General features: G+C 32.3%; 13 protein-coding genes and 1 tRNA gene. 9 read left to right on the top strand and 5 right to left on the bottom strand.

Going from position 1 to position 17443, the window contains the following annotated elements; all coding sequences use genetic code 11:
* The first annotated feature begins 208 nt into the window (after positions 1 to 208).
* The 3 genes from AC9UEH_RS08370 to AC9UEH_RS08380 all read left to right on the top strand — a co-directional run bounded on the left by AC9UEH_RS08370 (position 209) and on the right by AC9UEH_RS08380 (position 3886).
* Positions 209 to 1690, top strand: coding sequence for a Fic family protein (locus AC9UEH_RS08370; protein WP_509530702.1), 1482 nt, complete (start codon positions 209 to 211; stop codon positions 1688 to 1690).
* A gap of 558 nt (positions 1691 to 2248) precedes the next feature.
* Positions 2249 to 2842, top strand: coding sequence for a DUF6088 family protein (locus AC9UEH_RS08375; protein WP_509530704.1), 594 nt, complete (start codon positions 2249 to 2251; stop codon positions 2840 to 2842).
* The gene (locus tag AC9UEH_RS08380) at positions 2843 to 3886 is read left to right on the top strand and encodes a nucleotidyl transferase AbiEii/AbiGii toxin family protein (protein WP_509530706.1); all 1044 of its coding nucleotides are present in this window, start codon (positions 2843 to 2845) and stop codon (positions 3884 to 3886) included. It abuts the gene before it with no gap.
* A 594-nt stretch (positions 3887 to 4480) separates the two neighbouring features.
* Here AC9UEH_RS08380 and AC9UEH_RS08385 read toward each other — a convergent pair.
* The 4 genes from AC9UEH_RS08385 to AC9UEH_RS08400 all read right to left on the bottom strand — a co-directional run bounded on the left by AC9UEH_RS08385 (position 4481) and on the right by AC9UEH_RS08400 (position 10832).
* Entirely contained in the window at positions 4481 to 5605 is a 1125-nt protein-coding gene (locus AC9UEH_RS08385) for an efflux RND transporter periplasmic adaptor subunit (protein WP_509530708.1), read from the bottom strand.
* Between the two features lies 1 nt (position 5606).
* Positions 5607 to 9938 carry a CusA/CzcA family heavy metal efflux RND transporter gene (locus AC9UEH_RS08390; protein WP_509530710.1) on the bottom strand — a complete coding sequence of 1444 codons (4332 nt, stop codon included), beginning with the start codon at positions 9936 to 9938 and terminating at the stop codon, positions 5607 to 5609.
* A 122-nt stretch (positions 9939 to 10060) separates the two neighbouring features.
* On the bottom strand, positions 10061 to 10453 hold the full coding sequence (locus tag AC9UEH_RS08395; protein WP_509530712.1) for a hypothetical protein: 393 nt from the start codon (positions 10451 to 10453) through the stop codon (positions 10061 to 10063).
* A 305-nt stretch (positions 10454 to 10758) separates the two neighbouring features.
* Positions 10759 to 10832: transfer RNA gene (locus AC9UEH_RS08400), tRNA-Met, on the bottom strand.
* 153 nt (positions 10833 to 10985) lie between these two features.
* On the opposite strand from AC9UEH_RS08400, the gene AC9UEH_RS08405 reads away from it, so the two are divergent.
* Complete coding sequence (locus tag AC9UEH_RS08405; RefSeq protein WP_509530714.1) at positions 10986 to 11378, top strand: START-like domain-containing protein; 393 nt, start codon at positions 10986 to 10988, stop codon at positions 11376 to 11378.
* A gap of 53 nt (positions 11379 to 11431) precedes the next feature.
* Complete coding sequence (locus AC9UEH_RS08410; protein WP_509530716.1) at positions 11432 to 12271, top strand: aminotransferase class IV; 840 nt, start codon at positions 11432 to 11434, stop codon at positions 12269 to 12271.
* 135 nt (positions 12272 to 12406) lie between these two features.
* On the opposite strand, the gene AC9UEH_RS08415 is transcribed toward AC9UEH_RS08410, so the two are convergent.
* On the bottom strand, positions 12407 to 12610 hold the full coding sequence (locus tag AC9UEH_RS08415; protein ID WP_509530718.1) for a hypothetical protein: 204 nt from the start codon (positions 12608 to 12610) through the stop codon (positions 12407 to 12409).
* 371 nt (positions 12611 to 12981) lie between these two features.
* Between AC9UEH_RS08415 and abc-f the strand changes: the two genes are divergently transcribed.
* The 4 genes from abc-f to AC9UEH_RS08435 all read left to right on the top strand — a co-directional run bounded on the left by abc-f (position 12982) and on the right by AC9UEH_RS08435 (position 17329).
* The gene (abc-f, locus tag AC9UEH_RS08420; protein ID WP_509530720.1) at positions 12982 to 14616 is read left to right on the top strand and encodes a ribosomal protection-like ABC-F family protein; all 1635 of its coding nucleotides are present in this window, start codon (positions 12982 to 12984) and stop codon (positions 14614 to 14616) included.
* Positions 14617 to 14717: 101 nt separating this feature from the next.
* Positions 14718 to 16106, top strand: a complete 1389-nt coding sequence (locus tag AC9UEH_RS08425; protein ID WP_509530722.1) for an MATE family efflux transporter — start codon at positions 14718 to 14720, stop codon at positions 16104 to 16106.
* Between the two features lie 4 nt (positions 16107 to 16110).
* Positions 16111 to 17019: a prohibitin family protein gene (locus AC9UEH_RS08430; protein WP_509530724.1), complete on the top strand. Its 909-nt coding sequence runs from the start codon at positions 16111 to 16113 to the stop codon at positions 17017 to 17019.
* A gap of 79 nt (positions 17020 to 17098) precedes the next feature.
* Positions 17099 to 17329 carry a DUF8828 family protein gene (locus AC9UEH_RS08435; protein WP_509530726.1) on the top strand — a complete coding sequence of 77 codons (231 nt, stop codon included), beginning with the start codon at positions 17099 to 17101 and terminating at the stop codon, positions 17327 to 17329.
* Positions 17330 to 17443: the final 114 nt, after the last annotated feature.

Raw genomic sequence — 17443 nt, forward strand, 5'->3', positions numbered from 1 at the left:
TTTTGAATTAAATTTCGAGTGCAATTTATACTTTTTTTTATTTAAATTATTGTTTTTTCTTAAAAAATCAATTTTGATTATATTGATGTGTTTATGTACATTACACCCTACTTTTTAAAACTTATTTCGTTTATAATGGAAAAAAAAGCCCAAAAATAACATTTTAGTGGAAAATAAAGCATAGTTTTGCTTACATAAAGTAGAACTAATGGAAAATTATATCCCAACGCACCTACAAGAAATTATTTATTCTTCGAGTGATAAAAAAGTAAGAAAGCAAATTGCTTTGCTTGAAAACACCGGTAAAATTAAAAAAATTGCTCCTCGTATTTTCACCTCTAACTTTGTCGATAGCGATGAGGTTATTATCAAAAGGAATATTTTTTCTATACTAGGAAATTTATATCCTGGCTCACTATTAAGCCATCGTTCTGCAATTGAATTTAAACCAACCACCACAGGTCAAATATTTGTTACCTATACCTATACCAAAAAAATTGAATTACCTGGAATAATAATTCGTTTTATGGAAGGTATTGGAGCAATTGAAGGCGACAATTCATTCTCAGGAGAACTATTTGTTTCGCAGCAAGAAAGAGCTTTTTTAGAAAATCTTCAATCATCAAGAAAAACAGGTCCAGAATCTAAAACGATATCAATTTCTGAATTAGAAAATAAACTAGAAAAAATCGCACAAGTAAAAGGGGAAGAGGGACTGAATCAGATTAGAGATAATGCAAAAGTAATCGCCGAGAAATTAGGTATGCAAAAAGAGTTTGAAAAATTAAACAAGCTTATCAGTGCCTTGTTATCCACTCAGCCTTCCAAGATATTATCATCGCCAAGGGCAATCGCTCGAGCATTTGGAAATCCGTATGACCAATCCAGAATCGATTTGTTTGAAATACTATTTATAGAATTAAAACAGAGAGAATTTAAAAACGTAATCGATAAAAACACTTCCAACACTGCTTTTAAAAACTTTGCTTTTTTTGAATCCTATTTTTCAAATTATATTGAGGGAACTCGATTTGAAGTAATAGAGGCCAAAAACATCATCGAAACCGATACACCAATGTTCAATCGCGATGAAGATTCTCACGACATATTGGGAACGTATAAATTGGTCAGTAGTAAAGTTGAAATGAATATTACTCCATCTAAACCTGAGGAGTTCGTCGATATTCTTCAATACAGACACCGATTGCTATTGGAGGCTAGAACATCAAAAATGCCGGGTGTATTTAAAGATAAAAACAACCGTGCGGGTGAAACGTTTTTTGTAGATTTTGAATTAGTAAAAGGGACTTTAATAAAAGGTTTTGATTATTACAAAGCACTTACAGACCCATTTGCAAAAGCGGCTTATGTTATGTTTATGGTTAGTGAAATTCACCCATTTTTAGATGGTAATGGAAGAATCGCGAGAGTAATGATGAACGCTGAATTAGTCAAAGCAGAACAAACTAGAATCATAATTCCTACAGTCTATCGAGACGATTATTTAGGTGCATTAAGAAGATTAACAAGGCAACAAGACCCCTTGGCTTATATAAAAATGCTACAACGTGCACAAGAATTTAGTGCAACCTTAAATGCTGGTACTTTGGAAGAATTAGAACTACTATTGGAATCATCTAATGCTTTCAAAGAACACGATGAAGCTAAATTAAAAATAATGGTACAATAAGAATGTGATAATAACTAGTCTTACCACTACAAGACAAAAAACTACTGCAGCAAACCCATATAAATAATTGGGTAATTTTAAAATGCTCAAGCGTAGGCTAACAGGAGTACTGTTTTTGAATTAAATTTCGAGTTCAATATACTTATTTTTTTATTTCAAATACTTTTTTTTTATAAAATATCGATTGGGATTTTAAATTATGTTCATATGTATTAAACGTTACTTGCTAATAAAATTTGGAATGATTTAAACGTAACTTTTTCAAGTATTTCTAATATTTTTTTTTACTATTAAGTTTGCCTATTTTGTTATTGGTTAAAATGTATACGATTAATTCAATTACTAACGTCATCTAAATCTGTTAGCTTTTGAAATAGAAAACTATTACGAAAACCAACTTCGTTCAATTATGGATTTGCAATACTTACCCACAAAGACAAGAAATTGAGGTAAAAAAATGAAGTTAAGAATAAATGCTGTAACTAAAAATAATCTTACTCAACTTATTTTGTAACAAATTTTTACTATTTTTGTTACAAATTAAGCAATCCAATAAAGATGCAAAGCACCGAAAAACAAATAAAAGACATTATTTTAAAAACAAAGCGAGGGACATTATTGTTTCCTGAAGACTTCAATAAATATGGTTCTTCGGAAGCCGTACGTTTGGCGTTGCATCGGTTAGAAAAACAAGAGGTTGTAAAAAGAGTGGCACAAGGTATTTATGCAAGACCAATAATCAGTAAATACGTGGGAGAAGTGTTGCCTTCAGCAGAAGTAGTAGCAAAAGGAATTGCCAAAAGAGATAGAATTAGAATAGTTCCAACAGGAGTCTATGCCTTAAACGCTTTAGGATTAAGTACGCAAATACCAATGAAATTAGTATTTCTAACGGATGGGGCACCTCGAGAAATAAAAATAGGAAAACGGTCTATAAAATTCAAAAAAACAACCCCTAAAAATTTGTTAGCAAAAGGAGAAATCAGTAGTTTGGTATTACAAGCATTAAGAGAAATAGGGATAGACAAAACAACCGAAGCCGAAGAAAAAATAATAATCGAACTCCTTAAAAAAGAAAATCCAATTAATTTAGAACACGACATTCAATTGGCTCCAGTTTGGATAAAAAAAATAATGCAAAAAGCACTATAAATGGAAAAAATAAATTTTTATACGTTACCAAAAAACGAAAAAATTAACATCCTACAAAAAACAGGAGATACAATTGGATTGTTAGCTTTCGCAGTTGAAAAAGATTGGTGGGTAATGCAAACATTAAGCATCATATTTGAAATGGAAATTGGAAAATATCTAGTTTTCAAAGGGGGAACATCATTAAGCAAAGCTTGGAATTTAATTGACAGATTCTCTGAAGACATTGATTTGGCTATCGACAGAGAGTTTTTTGGTTTCGAAGGAGAAGTATCAAAACAAGAAATTAGTTCACTCCGCAAAAAAGCGAATAAATACCTGACTGAAATTTTCTATCCTCAATTGATAAATAAATTTAGAGAAAAAGGATTTAACGATATAAGGTGGGAAATTGTTGCTACAGTAAACAGTGATCAAGACCCTGTAATTATTATTTTAAATTACAATAATGAAGTAGAAGTTCCAGGATACATTCAACCGAGAATACAAATCGAAATTGGTTGTCGTTCCTTACGGGAACCCTACACTGTAAAGTTCTTCACATCATTAATAGATACAGAATATCCTGAATCAGATTTTTCGCAACTACCTTTAAACGTTCCTTCGGTAAATCCAGAACGTACTTTTTTAGAAAAGATATTCCTGCTACAAGAAGAATTTCAGAAACCAAAAACTAAAATAAGGGTAGATAGATTAAGCAGGCATTTATATGACATTTACCAATTATCTAAAACAAAATTTGGAGAAATTGCTTTGAATGACAACGAACTTTACGAAACCATTGTAAAACACAGGTATCGATTTACTCGAGTTGGAGGCGTAAACTATAATTTACATCAGCCACAAACTATAAATCCATTACCTATTCCAGAAATTATGGAAGACTGGAAATCCGATTATAAAACATTGCAAGAACAAATGATTTACATTGATTCACCATCTTTTGAAGAAATAATCGATGAGCTAACAAAATTAAAAAATAGAATCAATACTTTCAAATGGAAAATGGAAAGTCAATTTCCTGCACCAAAAAACAATCAGTAATCTGTAGAAATAATTAACATAATTGTTCATCAAAAGGCATTTGCTGGTATTTTGGAAGAATTAAAACTATTATTAGAATCATCTAATGCTTTCAAAGAACACGATGAAGCTAAATTAAAAATAATGGTACAATAAGACACGGACTCTGGATATGTAAAATAAATCCGTAATTTTAGTTAAGCGACATTTTAAAATTATTTTCCTGTTCTCAGAATTTATATGTTCTCGTTTTGCGGTAAAAATAGATGTTATATTTAAAAATTCCTTACTCTAATTCCTTACTCCATAAAACACTAATAAGATTAACTGCCAATAAAAAACCCCTTAACATATAAATATTAAGGGGTTGTAGAGTAGCGAGGACGGGAGTTGAACCCGTGACCTCAGGGTTATGAAAATACCTTGAATATTTTCAAGATGCGAAACCCCCTTTAAAATATAGGTTTTTAAATAATCAATATTGAAAAATCAATCATTTCCTCACTCTGTTTCCTCACTTGGAGCATCTGTTGATTTGATTGAGTTTATCAATTGATTTTAATCTAATTGATTAGAATTCAAATTTCATTATATTTATTGTTAAAGATATCTTTTTTAATCTTCCACATTCTTTATTTTCATCAAAAGTGAATAAGCTCCTTTTATTACAATACTTTCTTTATTAAAATAGTCTGAAAGAATTTCTGTAAAGTTATTTTCAGAGTTTCCAACGATAACTTCTTTCATCTCAAATCGCTTGTTTTGTTTGGCTACAAAAACATAATTTTTGTTTTCATAACTTACGATAGCATCAGATGGTAAAACGTTTGATTGTTGGCTTTTTATTTCAATTTCTGCATTCATATACATTCCCGGTAATAAAGCTTTGTCATAATTGGAAAAATGACACTGCATTTCGGTGCTTCTATTTTCTGAAAAATCTTTGCCAATTAATATGATTTTACAGGAATATTTTTTCTCTGGATTAGTATTGGTGTAAGCTATTAATGATTGACCAATTGCTAATTTATTAATGTCTTTCTCAAAAACAGTTAATGCCAAATGAATGTCGGAAGGATTTACAATTTCAAATAAAATGTCGCTTGGGTTTACATATTTACCTGTATTTACATTGACTTTAGAAATATAACCGCTTATTGGCGAATAGACATTGATACTTTTTGAAATGCTTTTTGCTGACACATTATTTGGATTTATCCCTGCGAATTTTAGTTTTTCGCTATATGATTGCACCATTACCGAAAGCAAATTGTATTCTGCTTGTGCTTGTTGATATACTTTGTCGCTACTAGCTTTGCTTTGGTTCAATTCTTTTTGGCGTTCAAATTCGGCTTTGGCATAACCTATTTTTGCTTTTGCTAATAAGTAATCTTCTTGCAATTGAATGTATTGTTGGTCTTCGACAACGCACAAAACTTGCCCTTTGGTTACAAACATTCCTTCTAACAATTTAGTGCTTTTTAAATAGCCGCCCATTGGTACACTTATAGACACTAAATTTTGTGGAGGCACATCAATTTTTCCATTCAGTTTTAATGTGGCAGAAATTTCTTTTTGCTCTATTTTTCCTGTTTGAATACCTGCATTTTTTATTTGTGCATCGGTAAGTGTTGTAACGTTTTCTATTGTTGGTGTTTCGCTAGTTTCTTCTTGAGATTTTTTGTTTCCGCAAGAAGTAAGGAAAAGAACGGCTGTGATTGTAATGAATATATTTTTCATATTATTTTGATGTTAAGTTAATTAAATTAATTATGGTTTCATTTCCTTTTTTAACTGCTTCAATATAATTACTTTGAATTTCGGTATTTTGATTAATTAGCATTACCCATTCTAAATAATTGATGTCTCCACCAATGAATTTTTTATTAGCGGTATTGGTTACTAAATCTACATTTTTCAAAGCTTTGGTTTCGTAGTATTCGATGGTTGTTTTGTTCTTTTGATATTCTTGCAACAAATTTTGATACTGGTTTTGCAGTTTCAGTTTTTCAAAATTCAAACTGTTTTCAGCAATTTGGGTTTTGGTTTCCAATGTTTTTTTTCTGTTACTGAATGAGGAATTGAATAACGGTAATGCAACTCCAAACTGTCCGTAAACGCCATTATAGCCGTTTTGATTAGCTATATCGGTTTTGAACGTTTGCCAATAGACACCACCAATTAATTCGGGTAATTTTTTAGATTTTTCAAGTGCTATTTCCGCTTTATTTATGGTCACTTCTTGCTCAAATAATTTAATACTTGGGTAATTTGTCGTTTCATTATCGGTAACTTTTTCATCAAAATCCATTTTGATTTTAGCTGAAAAAGGAACAAAATCTTTATCTGCATTTAGTAACATTTTGAATTGAGATAACACAATTTTATAATCGCTTTGGACTTCCTGCAATTGAATTTTTATTTGCCCCGATTGGTTTTCGGCAGTTGCTTTTTCTAAAATATTGCTTTCACCTTTATCAAAACGAAGTGTTGATTTTCGTAAAAATTCAGAATAGATGCTATCGCTTTTTAGCAACAATTTTTCTTTTTCTTTTAGATAAACAAGTTCATAAAATACACGTGTTACCTGCTTGGTTAGTTCCTTTTTTTGCAAAGCTTCGTTCCATTCGCCTGTTTTTGCTTGTGCTACTAAAAGTTGTTTTTGTCTTTTGTAAACCGTTGGGAATTTGATACTTTGCGAAACACCAAGTTTTAGATCATTCACATTACTATTGAATTGACCGTATTCGCTAATAATTCCTGTGTTCGGAATATCATAAGCTATTTTAGTCATTTTTTGTAAATATTCTGAATTGAGTTTTTGGTTTTTAACCTTTAGATTTTTTTGTAAAGCAGTTTCAATTGCTTTATCTAAAGAGATTTTTTCCTGTGCATTAACACTTTGAAAAGAAAAAAACAGTCCTAATAAAATGATTGTTACTATTGAGTTTTTCTTTCTTGATTTCAATTTAATTCCTTTTTCGAACATTATATATAAAATTGGTAAAACAAATAAAGTTAAGAATGTGGCAACAATTAATCCGCCAATAACAACGGTTGCCAACGGTTTTTGTACTTCTGCACCCGAACCATTACTTAATGCCATTGGTAAAAATCCTAATGATGCTACAAGTGCTGTCATTAAAACAGGACGTAAACGTATTCTTGTTCCTTGTAGTACAATTGCTTTTAAATCGGTTTCGCCTGATTTTTTTATGCGGTTGAACTCGGCTATTAATACCAAACCATTTAAAACCGCCACACCAAATAAAGCAATAAATCCAACTCCTGCGCTGATACTAAAAGGCATACCTCGCATTGCCAAAAAGAAAATACCACCAATCATAGACAATGGAATAGCCGAATAAATCAATAATCCTTGCTTTATAGATTTGAAAGCAAAATACAATAAAACCAAAATTAATAATAACGAAATAGGAACAGCAATTAGCAACCTATTTTTTGCTTGTTCTAAATTTTCAAACGCGCCTCCATAAGTACCATAATAACCCGCAGGAAGCTTTAATTGTGTACCGACTTTATCTTGCAACTCTTTTACAATGCTTTGAACATCACGACCACGAACATTAAACCCAACTACAATTCTGCGTTTGGCATCTTCACGTTGAATTTGATTTGGACCTTCGGTAATTTCAACTTTTGCTAATTGCGATAGTGGAATTTGTGAACCGCTCGGTGTTGGAATTAATAGATTTTGAACATCTGCCAAATCTTTTCTTTTTTCTACAGCCAAACGAACGACTAAATCAAATCGTTTTTCGTCTTCATAAATCAATCCTGTGCTTTGTCCTGCAAAAGCGGTGTTAACAATTCGATTGATGTCTTCAATATTCAAATCGTATTGCGCAATTGCGGGTCGATTATAGTCAATTACAATTTGTGGCATTCCTGTAACAGATTCTACATAAAGGTCAGATGTGCCTTTTACAGTGCTTACAATTTTTCCTAATTTGTTGGCATATAAAGCTAAAGTATCTAAATTTTCTCCAAATATTTTGCAAACAACGTCTTGTCTTGCACCTGTCATTAATTCGTTGAAACGCATTTGAACTGGGTATTGAAAACCATAAGAAACGCCCGGAACGGCTTCGAGTTCTTTTGCCATTTTCTCTGATAATTCATCGAAAGTTGATGCTGATGTCCATTCAGATTTATCTTTTAGAATAACCATCATATCACTTGCATCGATGGGCATTGGGTCGGTTGGCACTTCGGAACTTCCTGTTTTACCGACTACTTTTTCAACTTCTGGAAATTTGGCTAACAATATTTTTGCACCTTGAGAAATTGCAGTCATTGAAGTTTGTAGATTACTTCCCGGTAAAACTCGCGTTTCTACTGCAAAATCGCCTTCTTCTAACGATGGCATAAATTCGCCACCCATAAATGAAAGTGTAATGATTGCCAAAACAAATAATGTTAATGTAGTTCCGATAATTATTCTAGGAATTGCTAATGCTTTTTCTAAAAGTGGCTGGTAGAAATTTTCTAATCTAGCCATCATTCTATCCGAAAATGTTTGTTTGTGAGATGCTTTTTTATTCAAAAATAAAGAGGTCATCATTGGAACATAAGTCAATGACAAAACAAAAGCACCAAACAAAGCAAAGGCGATGGTTTGTGCCATTGGCAAAAACATTTTACCTTCAATACCTCGCAGAGTGAAAATTGGAATGTAAACAATCAGGATAATTAATTCCCCAAAAACGGCAACATTTCGCATTCTTACCGAAGTTTCTAAAACAGTTTTGTCCATTTCGTTTTGCGAAATTTCTCCTTGCTTTCGACTGTGTAAACTGAATAAACAGGCTTCAACAATAATCACTGCACCATCTACAATCAATCCAAAATCTAATGCGCCTAAACTCATTAAATTTCCGCTTACGCCAAACAAATTCATTAAAATTACTGCAAACATCATAGCCAACGGAATAACCGAAGCCACAATTAAACCTGCTCGTACATTTCCTAAAAAGAAGATTAATACTAAAAGCACAATAATTGCGCCTTCCAAAAGGTTTTTACCAACGGTAGAAATAGAATTGTTTACCATTTTGGTACGGTCTAAAAATGGTTCTACAACCACTCCTTCGGGCAATGTTTTTTGGATTTGTGCAATTCTTTCTTTAATGTTTTTGATAACAATATTACTGTTTGCGCCTTTTAGCATCATTACCACTGCACCCGAAACTTCGCCTTTTCCGTTGTAAGTCATTGCTCCATAACGAATAGCACTTCCGATGCGAACATCGGCAACATCACGAATAAATAATGGACTTCCGCTATTGGTGTTTTTAATAGAAATGTCTTTTATGTTTTCGATTGTGTTGATTAATCCTTCACTTCTGATATATAAAACTGTTGGACCTTTTTCAATATATGCACCACCTGTATTTTGATTGTTTTTTTCTAAAGCTGTGAAAACATCTGCAACGGTAATGTTATAGGATTGCAATTTATTTGGGTCGATAGCAATTTCAAATTGTTTTAGTTTACCGCCAAAACTACTCACTTCAGCAACACCTTCAACGCTTAATAATTGACGGCGTACAATCCAATCCTGTATGGTTCGTAGTTCGACAGCATCATATTTTTTTTCGTATCCTGTTTTTGCCCTAACTACATATTGATAGATTTCGCCCAAACCCGTAGTTACAGGTCCCAATGTAGGCAAACCAATACCTTTTGGAATTTGGTCTTTGACCGCACTTAGCCTTTCGGTTACTTGTTGCCTCGCCCAATAGACGTCGGTTGCATCATCAAAAACAATAGTTACCACCGACAATCCGAAACGAGAAAAACTACGAATTTCTTTTAGTCCGGGAATGTTACTATTGGCTAGTTCGATTGGAAAGGTAATTAAGCGTTCAATATCGGTTGCGCCCAATGATGGTGCGGAAGTGATTACTTGAACTTGATTATTGGTAATATCGGGAACGGCATCGATGGGTAATTTGGTAAATTGATAGCTTCCATAACCGATAAGCGCAACAATAAATAGCCCAACAATGAGTTTGTTTTTTATTGAAAATTCTATGATTTTATTCAGCATAACTTTGATTTTAATGAAAATTGATAAAAGTACCGTTCGCTAAAAATAAATAGCAAATAGCATTTCAATACCTAATCAGAAATAGTTTGACTATTACTAATTAATTATTATAAAAAAAATCATTAAATCAATTTGGGTGGAAGCCAAATGCAGGCAAAAACATTAGAAGTGTAAAATTCTCTGTGATAAGGCACAGTATTGTTTAGTGCAATACTTATTGGTTTTTTGAATAAAATAGTAGACTGGTTTTCAAAAGCAATAACCGTATTTACGGGTGTATTGATTGTTTTGAAAGGTAAGTTTTGATGCTCGTCGTGTTTGTCGGTATCAGAATGTTTGGGATTGTTATTGTAATGACTTTTTACAAAATCAAGAAATGAAATATTGTGTTCATCTTCGTGGTCGTGATGTTCTGTAAAATGTGCTATTAAGTTTGGTAATTTCAATAATTGTCCAATTTCTGTGTTGGCACAAAGGAACATAAATAGGAACGATATTGCGATTGTTTTTCTCACGGTGTAAAAATAGGATTTTTTTATTACTTCGTAGTAAAAATAAAATAGGATTACAAATTATGAAATAGATTTAAATATTTTAACAGATTAAATCCATATTTCCACCCCGATTTAATTGCTGAATTATTAATTTTCTTCTGTTTTTGTCATAATACTTCCTCACTTGAAAAAATCTCATTTTTTGTAGTGATAGTAAGGATTAAAGTCTTTAGATACTTCAACTTCCTCACTGAAGAATTTTTTTATTTTTTCATTAAAACCCGTAAAAACCCCCTTAATACCTAAATATTAAGGGGGTTGTAGAGTAGCGAGGACGGGAGTTGAACCCGTGACCTCAGGGTTATGAATCCTGCGCTCTAACCGACTGAGCTACCTCGCCATTTTTGCGGTTATTTGCATTTTGAATGCGGGTGCAAATATAAAACATAAATCAGATGTTGCAAATATATATCGAAGAAAAAAAAATATATTTTAAAATGCTTTTTTATTCGTAATTTAATCTATATATTTCCAAAAAATATTACAAGATAACATGGATACTAAAGTAAAATACGAATTTGAATTCCCTTTAAACGCATCTCCTCAATTATTATATCAATATATTTCTACACCTTCCGGACTTTCTGAATGGTTTGCCGATAATGTAAATTCTAGAGGTGAATTTTTCACATTCATTTGGGATGGCTCGGAAGAAAAGGCACGTCTTTATTCAAAAAAAACAGATGAAAAAGTAAAATTTAGATGGATTGACGATGACAATAAAGATACTGATTTTTATTTTGAACTTCGTATTCTTGAAGATGAAATCACAAAAGATGTTTCTTTGATGGTTACAGATTATGCTTTGGAAGAAGATTTAAGCGAGGTAAGGTTGCTTTGGGAAAGTCAAATTTCTGACCTAAAACACGTGATTGGCTCTGTTTAGATGTTCGTAATTTAGTCTTATATTTGTCACGCATTAAGCGTGACTTTTTTTATATGATAAACTTCAACGGAATTATTACTTCATCAGAAACTAATTTATTGGTTAATAATCGTGCCTTTCTATATGGCGATGGTGTTTTTGAAACCCTAAAAATAATTGACAATAAGATTCTTTTTCTCGAAGATCATTATTTTAGATTAATGGCTTCAATGCGCATTGTAAGGATGGAGATTCCAATGAATTTTACTATGGAATATTTTGAAGAGCAAGTAATAAATTTAGCTACTGCCAATGGTTTACAAGCTTCCGCAAGGGCTAGAATTACTTTTTATAGAAATGAAGGTGGTTATTATTTGCCAAAGCAGCAGTCGGTTTCTTTTTTGATAAATTGCGTCGCTATTGAAAACACAATCTATTCCAACGTGACAAGGATATATGAAGTAGATTTATATAAGGATTTTTATGTTGCCAAGCAATTGCTTTCCTCCATTAAAACGACCAATAAAATCATCAATATCACTGGAAGTATTTTTGCGAACGAAAACGGATTGGATAATTGCCTGATACTAAATAATGACAAAAACGTAATTGAAGCATTGAACGGCAATTTATTTATGGTTTTTGAAAGTAAATTGATTACGCCGCCGATTTCAGAAGGTTGTTTGAACGGAGTAATGCGAAAGCAAATTTTAGGTTTGGCTTCAAAAATTGAAGGTTTGAAAGTAGTTGAGGAACCTATTTCTCCTTTTGACCTTCAAAAAGCAGACGAATTATTTATTACCAATGTTATTTTTGGAGTTCAATCGATAACTAAATACCGTAAAAAGGAATTTAGAATTGCCGTTGCCAATGAATTAGTAAAGCGATTGAATGCGCAAATTGGGTTTGCATAATCCTATACTTTATTTCTAAATATTGAATAATAAATAATTATGATCTTTGAAAATATTTTATTGGATTAAAATAAAAGCAATAAAAAAAGCCACGCATTGCGTGGCTTTTTAAAATCCTTAGAAACTAATTTCTAATTATTTTTTTGCAGCTGGAGCAGCAGCTGGAGCAACTGGAGCAGCTTCAACTGGAGCAGCAGCAGTAGTGTCAGCAACTACAGCAGTAGTGTCAACAGCAGGAGCTTCAACAGCAGGAGCTTCTACTGGAGCTTCTTCAGCTTTTTTACAAGAAACAGTTGCTAAAACAGCAACAAATGCTAAACTTAAAAGTACTTTTTTCATCTTACTTAATTATAAAAGGTTAATTATTAATTCGATGCAAAGATATAATTTTTTTAATATGTAAAAATTATTTTTTAATTTTTTTTCAAAAAAAAAGCATTCTTTTGCAACTGTTAAAATATTTAACAATTACTATGCCAAAAAATAGTAATCTATAAAATAAAGTTAATTTTTTATTTTTATAAAGCACATTCACGAAAAATCCAAAAGTGTCAAACAACCTCTCTTTATTTAGAGAAATAATAATTCATTTGGATTCTATATGTAATTGTAAATAATATTTCGAAAATTTTTACTTTCACCTTTAATTTACAACAGTCTATTTCTCTTTTTAATCTATCTTTGCGGCTTTTAAATTTCACTCGTCAAATATGATTACAGTTAACGATATCTCCGTTCAATTTGGAGGAAGTACCCTTTTTAGTGATGTTTCTTTCGCTATAAATGAAAATGATAAAATTGCCTTAATGGGTAAAAACGGAGCTGGAAAATCCACATTATTAAAAATAATTGCGGGTCAAAGTAAGCCTTCAACGGGTACTATTTCTGCTCCAAAAGAAGCTATTATTGCCTATTTGCCGCAACATTTATTGACCACAGATGGCGCAACCGTTTTGGAAGAAACTTCCAAAGCTTTTGGCGAAATTTTTTCTATGAAAGCCGAAATAGACGAAATCAATGAGCAATTAACGATTCGTACCGATTATGAGAGTGATGCCTATATGAAGTTGATTGAAAGAGTTTCTGATTTAAGCGAGAAATTTTATGCAATAGAAGAGGTTAATTATGAGGCCGAAGTCGAGAAAATTCTTATTGGATTAGGTTTTGTTCGTGAAGATTTTACACGTCAAACATCGGAATTTTCTGGTGGATGGAGAATGAGAATCGAATTGGCTAAAATCCTTTTGCAAAAACCAGACTTGATCTTATTAGACGAACCTACAAATCACATGGATATCGAGAGTATTCAATGGCTAGAGGATTTCTTGATAAATGCTGCGAAAGCTGTTGTTGTGATTTCTCATGATAAGGCTTTTGTTGACAACATTACCAATCGTACCATAGAAGTTACGATGGGAAGAATTTATGATTATAAAGCCAAATATTCTCATTATTTAGAGCTCAGAAAAGATAGAAGAGTGCACCAACAAAAAGCATATGATGAGCAACAGCGCATGATTGCTGACAACAGAACTTTTATTGACCGATTTAAAGGCACTTTTTCTAAAACCGATGCAGTTCAGTCTCGTGTTAAGATGTTAGAAAAACTAGTAATTGTTCAGGTTGATGAAGTAGATACTTCGGCATTAAAATTAAAATTTCCTCCAGCAGCTCGTTCGGGACAATATCCAGTAATAGTTAAAGATTTATCAAAATCCTATGGTAATCATGTTGTATTTGAAAATGCAAATTTGGTTATTGAACGAGGACAAAAAGTAGCTTTCGTTGGAAAAAATGGTGAGGGAAAATCGACAATGATCAAAGCCATTATGAAGCAAATCGAAATCAATAGCGGTAGTTTAGAAATTGGTCATAATTCCCAAATCGGCTATTTTGCTCAAAATCAAGCTGCTTTATTAGATGAAACCGCTACTATTTTTGAAACTATTGACAATATTGCTGTTGGTGATGTACGAACAAAAATCAAAGACATACTCGGAGCTTTTATGTTTCATGGTGATGATGTTACCAAGAAAGTAAAAGTGCTTTCTGGCGGAGAGAAAACCCGTTTGGCGATGATAAAATTATTGTTAGAACCAGTAAATTTATTAATTCTTGATGAGCCTTCTAATCATTTAGACATGAAAACTAAAGACATCATTAAAGATGCCTTACGTGATTTTGACGGGACTTTAATTCTTGTTTCTCATGACAGAGATTTCCTTGACGGACTAGTTACAAAGGTTTTTGAATTTGGAAACAAACGTGTGAAAGAACATTTTGAAGATATTGCAGGTTTCCTTGCGCACAAAAAAATAGAGCATTTGAGAGAAATCGAGAAATAATCATATTCATTTTTGCGAATTTTAGTAAGAAATTCTGTTTATAATTTTATAATTTTCGCATTTAAAATCAGCTATCTTTGCACACTTAATAAAACGTAACATTGAACTTAACACAATACACGAAAGAGTTTTCTTATAATCTCAAATTAGCATACCCCGTAATTCTTGGGATGTTAGGGCATACATTAATCGCAATTGTTGACAATATTATGGTTGGAAACCTCGGTTCTACTGAGTTGGCAGCCGTTTCATTGGGAAGCAGTTTCGTTTTTATTGGGATGTCAATAGGAATTGGATTTTCAACAGCAATTACGCCACTTGTTTCTGAAGCGGATGCCGAAAAAAATGATAAGAAAATCCGTTCTGTTTTTCATCACGGATTATTATCCTGTACGGTTTTAGGAGTAGTTTTGTTTAGTCTAATAGTTTTGGCTAAGCCAATAATGCTCTTAATGCACCAACCAAAAGAAGTGGTCGATTTAGCAGCTCCTTATATTGATTGGGTTGCATTTTCATTAATTCCAGTAATCATTTTTCAAGGATACAAGCAATTTGCCGACGGTTTGTCAAGAACTAAATATTCTATGTACGCTATTTTATTGGCTAATGTCGTTCACATTTTCTTTAATTACATGTTGATTTATGGCATTTGGATTTTCCCGAAATTAGGAATTTTAGGTGCGGCTTTAGGAACCGTAATTTCCAGAATAATGATGGTTGTTTTCATGCATTTCATCATGCGAAACAATAACCAATTAAAACCCTATTTCAAAAATTTTAGTTTTAAAGAAATTAAAAAATCAATGCTTAGAAAAATTGCTAATCTAGGAATTCCTTCTGCCATGCAAATGCTTTTTGAAGTCGCTCTATTTACAGCAGCAATTTGGCTTTCAGGATCAATTGGTAAAACCAGTCAAGCCGCAAATCAAATTGCACTTACATTAGCTACTACAACTTTTATGTTTGCAATGGGTCTTAGCGTTGCTGCCACTATTCGTGTGGGAAATCAAAAAGGCTTAATGGATTATAAAAAATTAATCATAGTAGCAAGATCAGTATTTTTATTAGCAATTATTGTAGAAACTATTTTTGGGATATTATTCGTGGTTTTTCATAATTTCTTGCCTCATTTATTTCTAAACATGAACAATGTTTCTCAAGTAGTTGAGAATAAAGAAGTTATTTTTATCGCTTCTAAACTACTTTTGGTAGCTGCTATTTTTCAAATTTCCGATGGAGTTCAAGTAGTTGTTTTAGGAGCTTTACGGGGTTTGCAAGACGTAAAAGTACCAATGTACATTACCTTTGTAGCCTATTGGGTTGTAGGCTTCCCTATCTCATATTACCTCGGAAAATACACTGAATTAGGAGCTGTTGGAATTTGGATAGGACTTTTAGCAGGGCTAACAACCGCAGCATTATTTTTGTATATTCGCTTTCACATACTAACAAACAAACAAGTGCTTAAAAACTTGTCATTAAAATTGTAAAAAAATGGTAATATTCTCAGTAATTATTGGAATTATTTTGTTTTTAATAGGGTCAACCCTGAAAAACAACGCCTCGCCTTTAACAAAATTCGCAGGTTTATTTAAAATTGGAGCCGTTTTTGTAATCGCAATTGGATTATTTTCTTCTATGTTCAAGCAAATTGATGCAGGAAAAGTTGGAGTACAATCGCTTTACGGAAATGTGCAACCCGATATTCTAGAAAGTGGATTGCACTTAATAAATCCATTATTAGACGTAACCGATTTTGATATCCAAACCCAAAATTATACCATGTCGGCAATTCATTCTGAAGGGGCTCAAGAAGGCGATGATGCCATTCGAGTTTTATCTAACGATGGATTAGAAGTGGTTATTGATTTAACGGTTTTGTACCGTATTTCTCCATCAGATGCTCCTAAAATTTTCAAGCAAATTGGGGTGAATTTTTCAGATAAAATCGTTCGCCCGGTAACAAGAACTCGAATTCGTGATAACGCTGTTTATTATGACGCGGTTGCTTTGTATTCAACGAAGAGAAATGAATTCCAACAACGAATTTTTAAAAGTATTGAAGATGATTTCAAAAAAAGAGGTCTTGTTTTAGAACAATTGTTAATCCGAAATATTAATCTTCCAGCCTCTGTTAAACTATCAATTGAAAGTAAAATTAATGCCGAACAAGATGCTCAAAAAATGACTTTCGTACTTCAGAAAGAAAAACAAGAAGCAGAACGTAAACGTGTAGAAGCGCAAGGAATCGCTGATTATCAACGTATTATATCTATGGGATTAACAGACAAACAATTGCAATACGAACAAATAAAAGCACAAAAAGAATTGGCTGCCTCTCCAAACACAAAAATCATTTTTATGAATGGAAAAAATACGCCAGTGATTTTATCAGATAAATAGTTTTTAAAAGCTAATTTGGTTATTCGCACCTCCGATTTTCAAATAACCAAATTATCGAATAACCAAATTAACAACAAATATGGAATTACCTAAATTTTTACTCGGCGACAATACCGATTTTCCAGAAGATATTTTCATCATACACCTCGATTATCCAAGATTTATTATCAATCTAAAAGATGATGAAGTAGAGTTTATTGAAGAAGCAGAAGACCTTGATGAAGCTGAACTTAATGCTGAAATGGAGGGTTTAATTGAACTCGCCAATGCGTTTTATGATCGTGAAATGGAACGGTACGAAAAGGAATAACACCTTTTTTATCAACACAAAAGTTGCAATAGAAATTTTTTTTGTTGCAACTTTTTTTATTTTCAGCAGCTCTTTCCAGCTTTCCGTTCCAAGTCCTCGTTCAAAAAGTTGTTT

This window comes from Flavobacterium sp. (genome assembly GCF_040402835.1).
Classification (GTDB): domain Bacteria; phylum Bacteroidota; class Bacteroidia; order Flavobacteriales; family Flavobacteriaceae; genus Flavobacterium.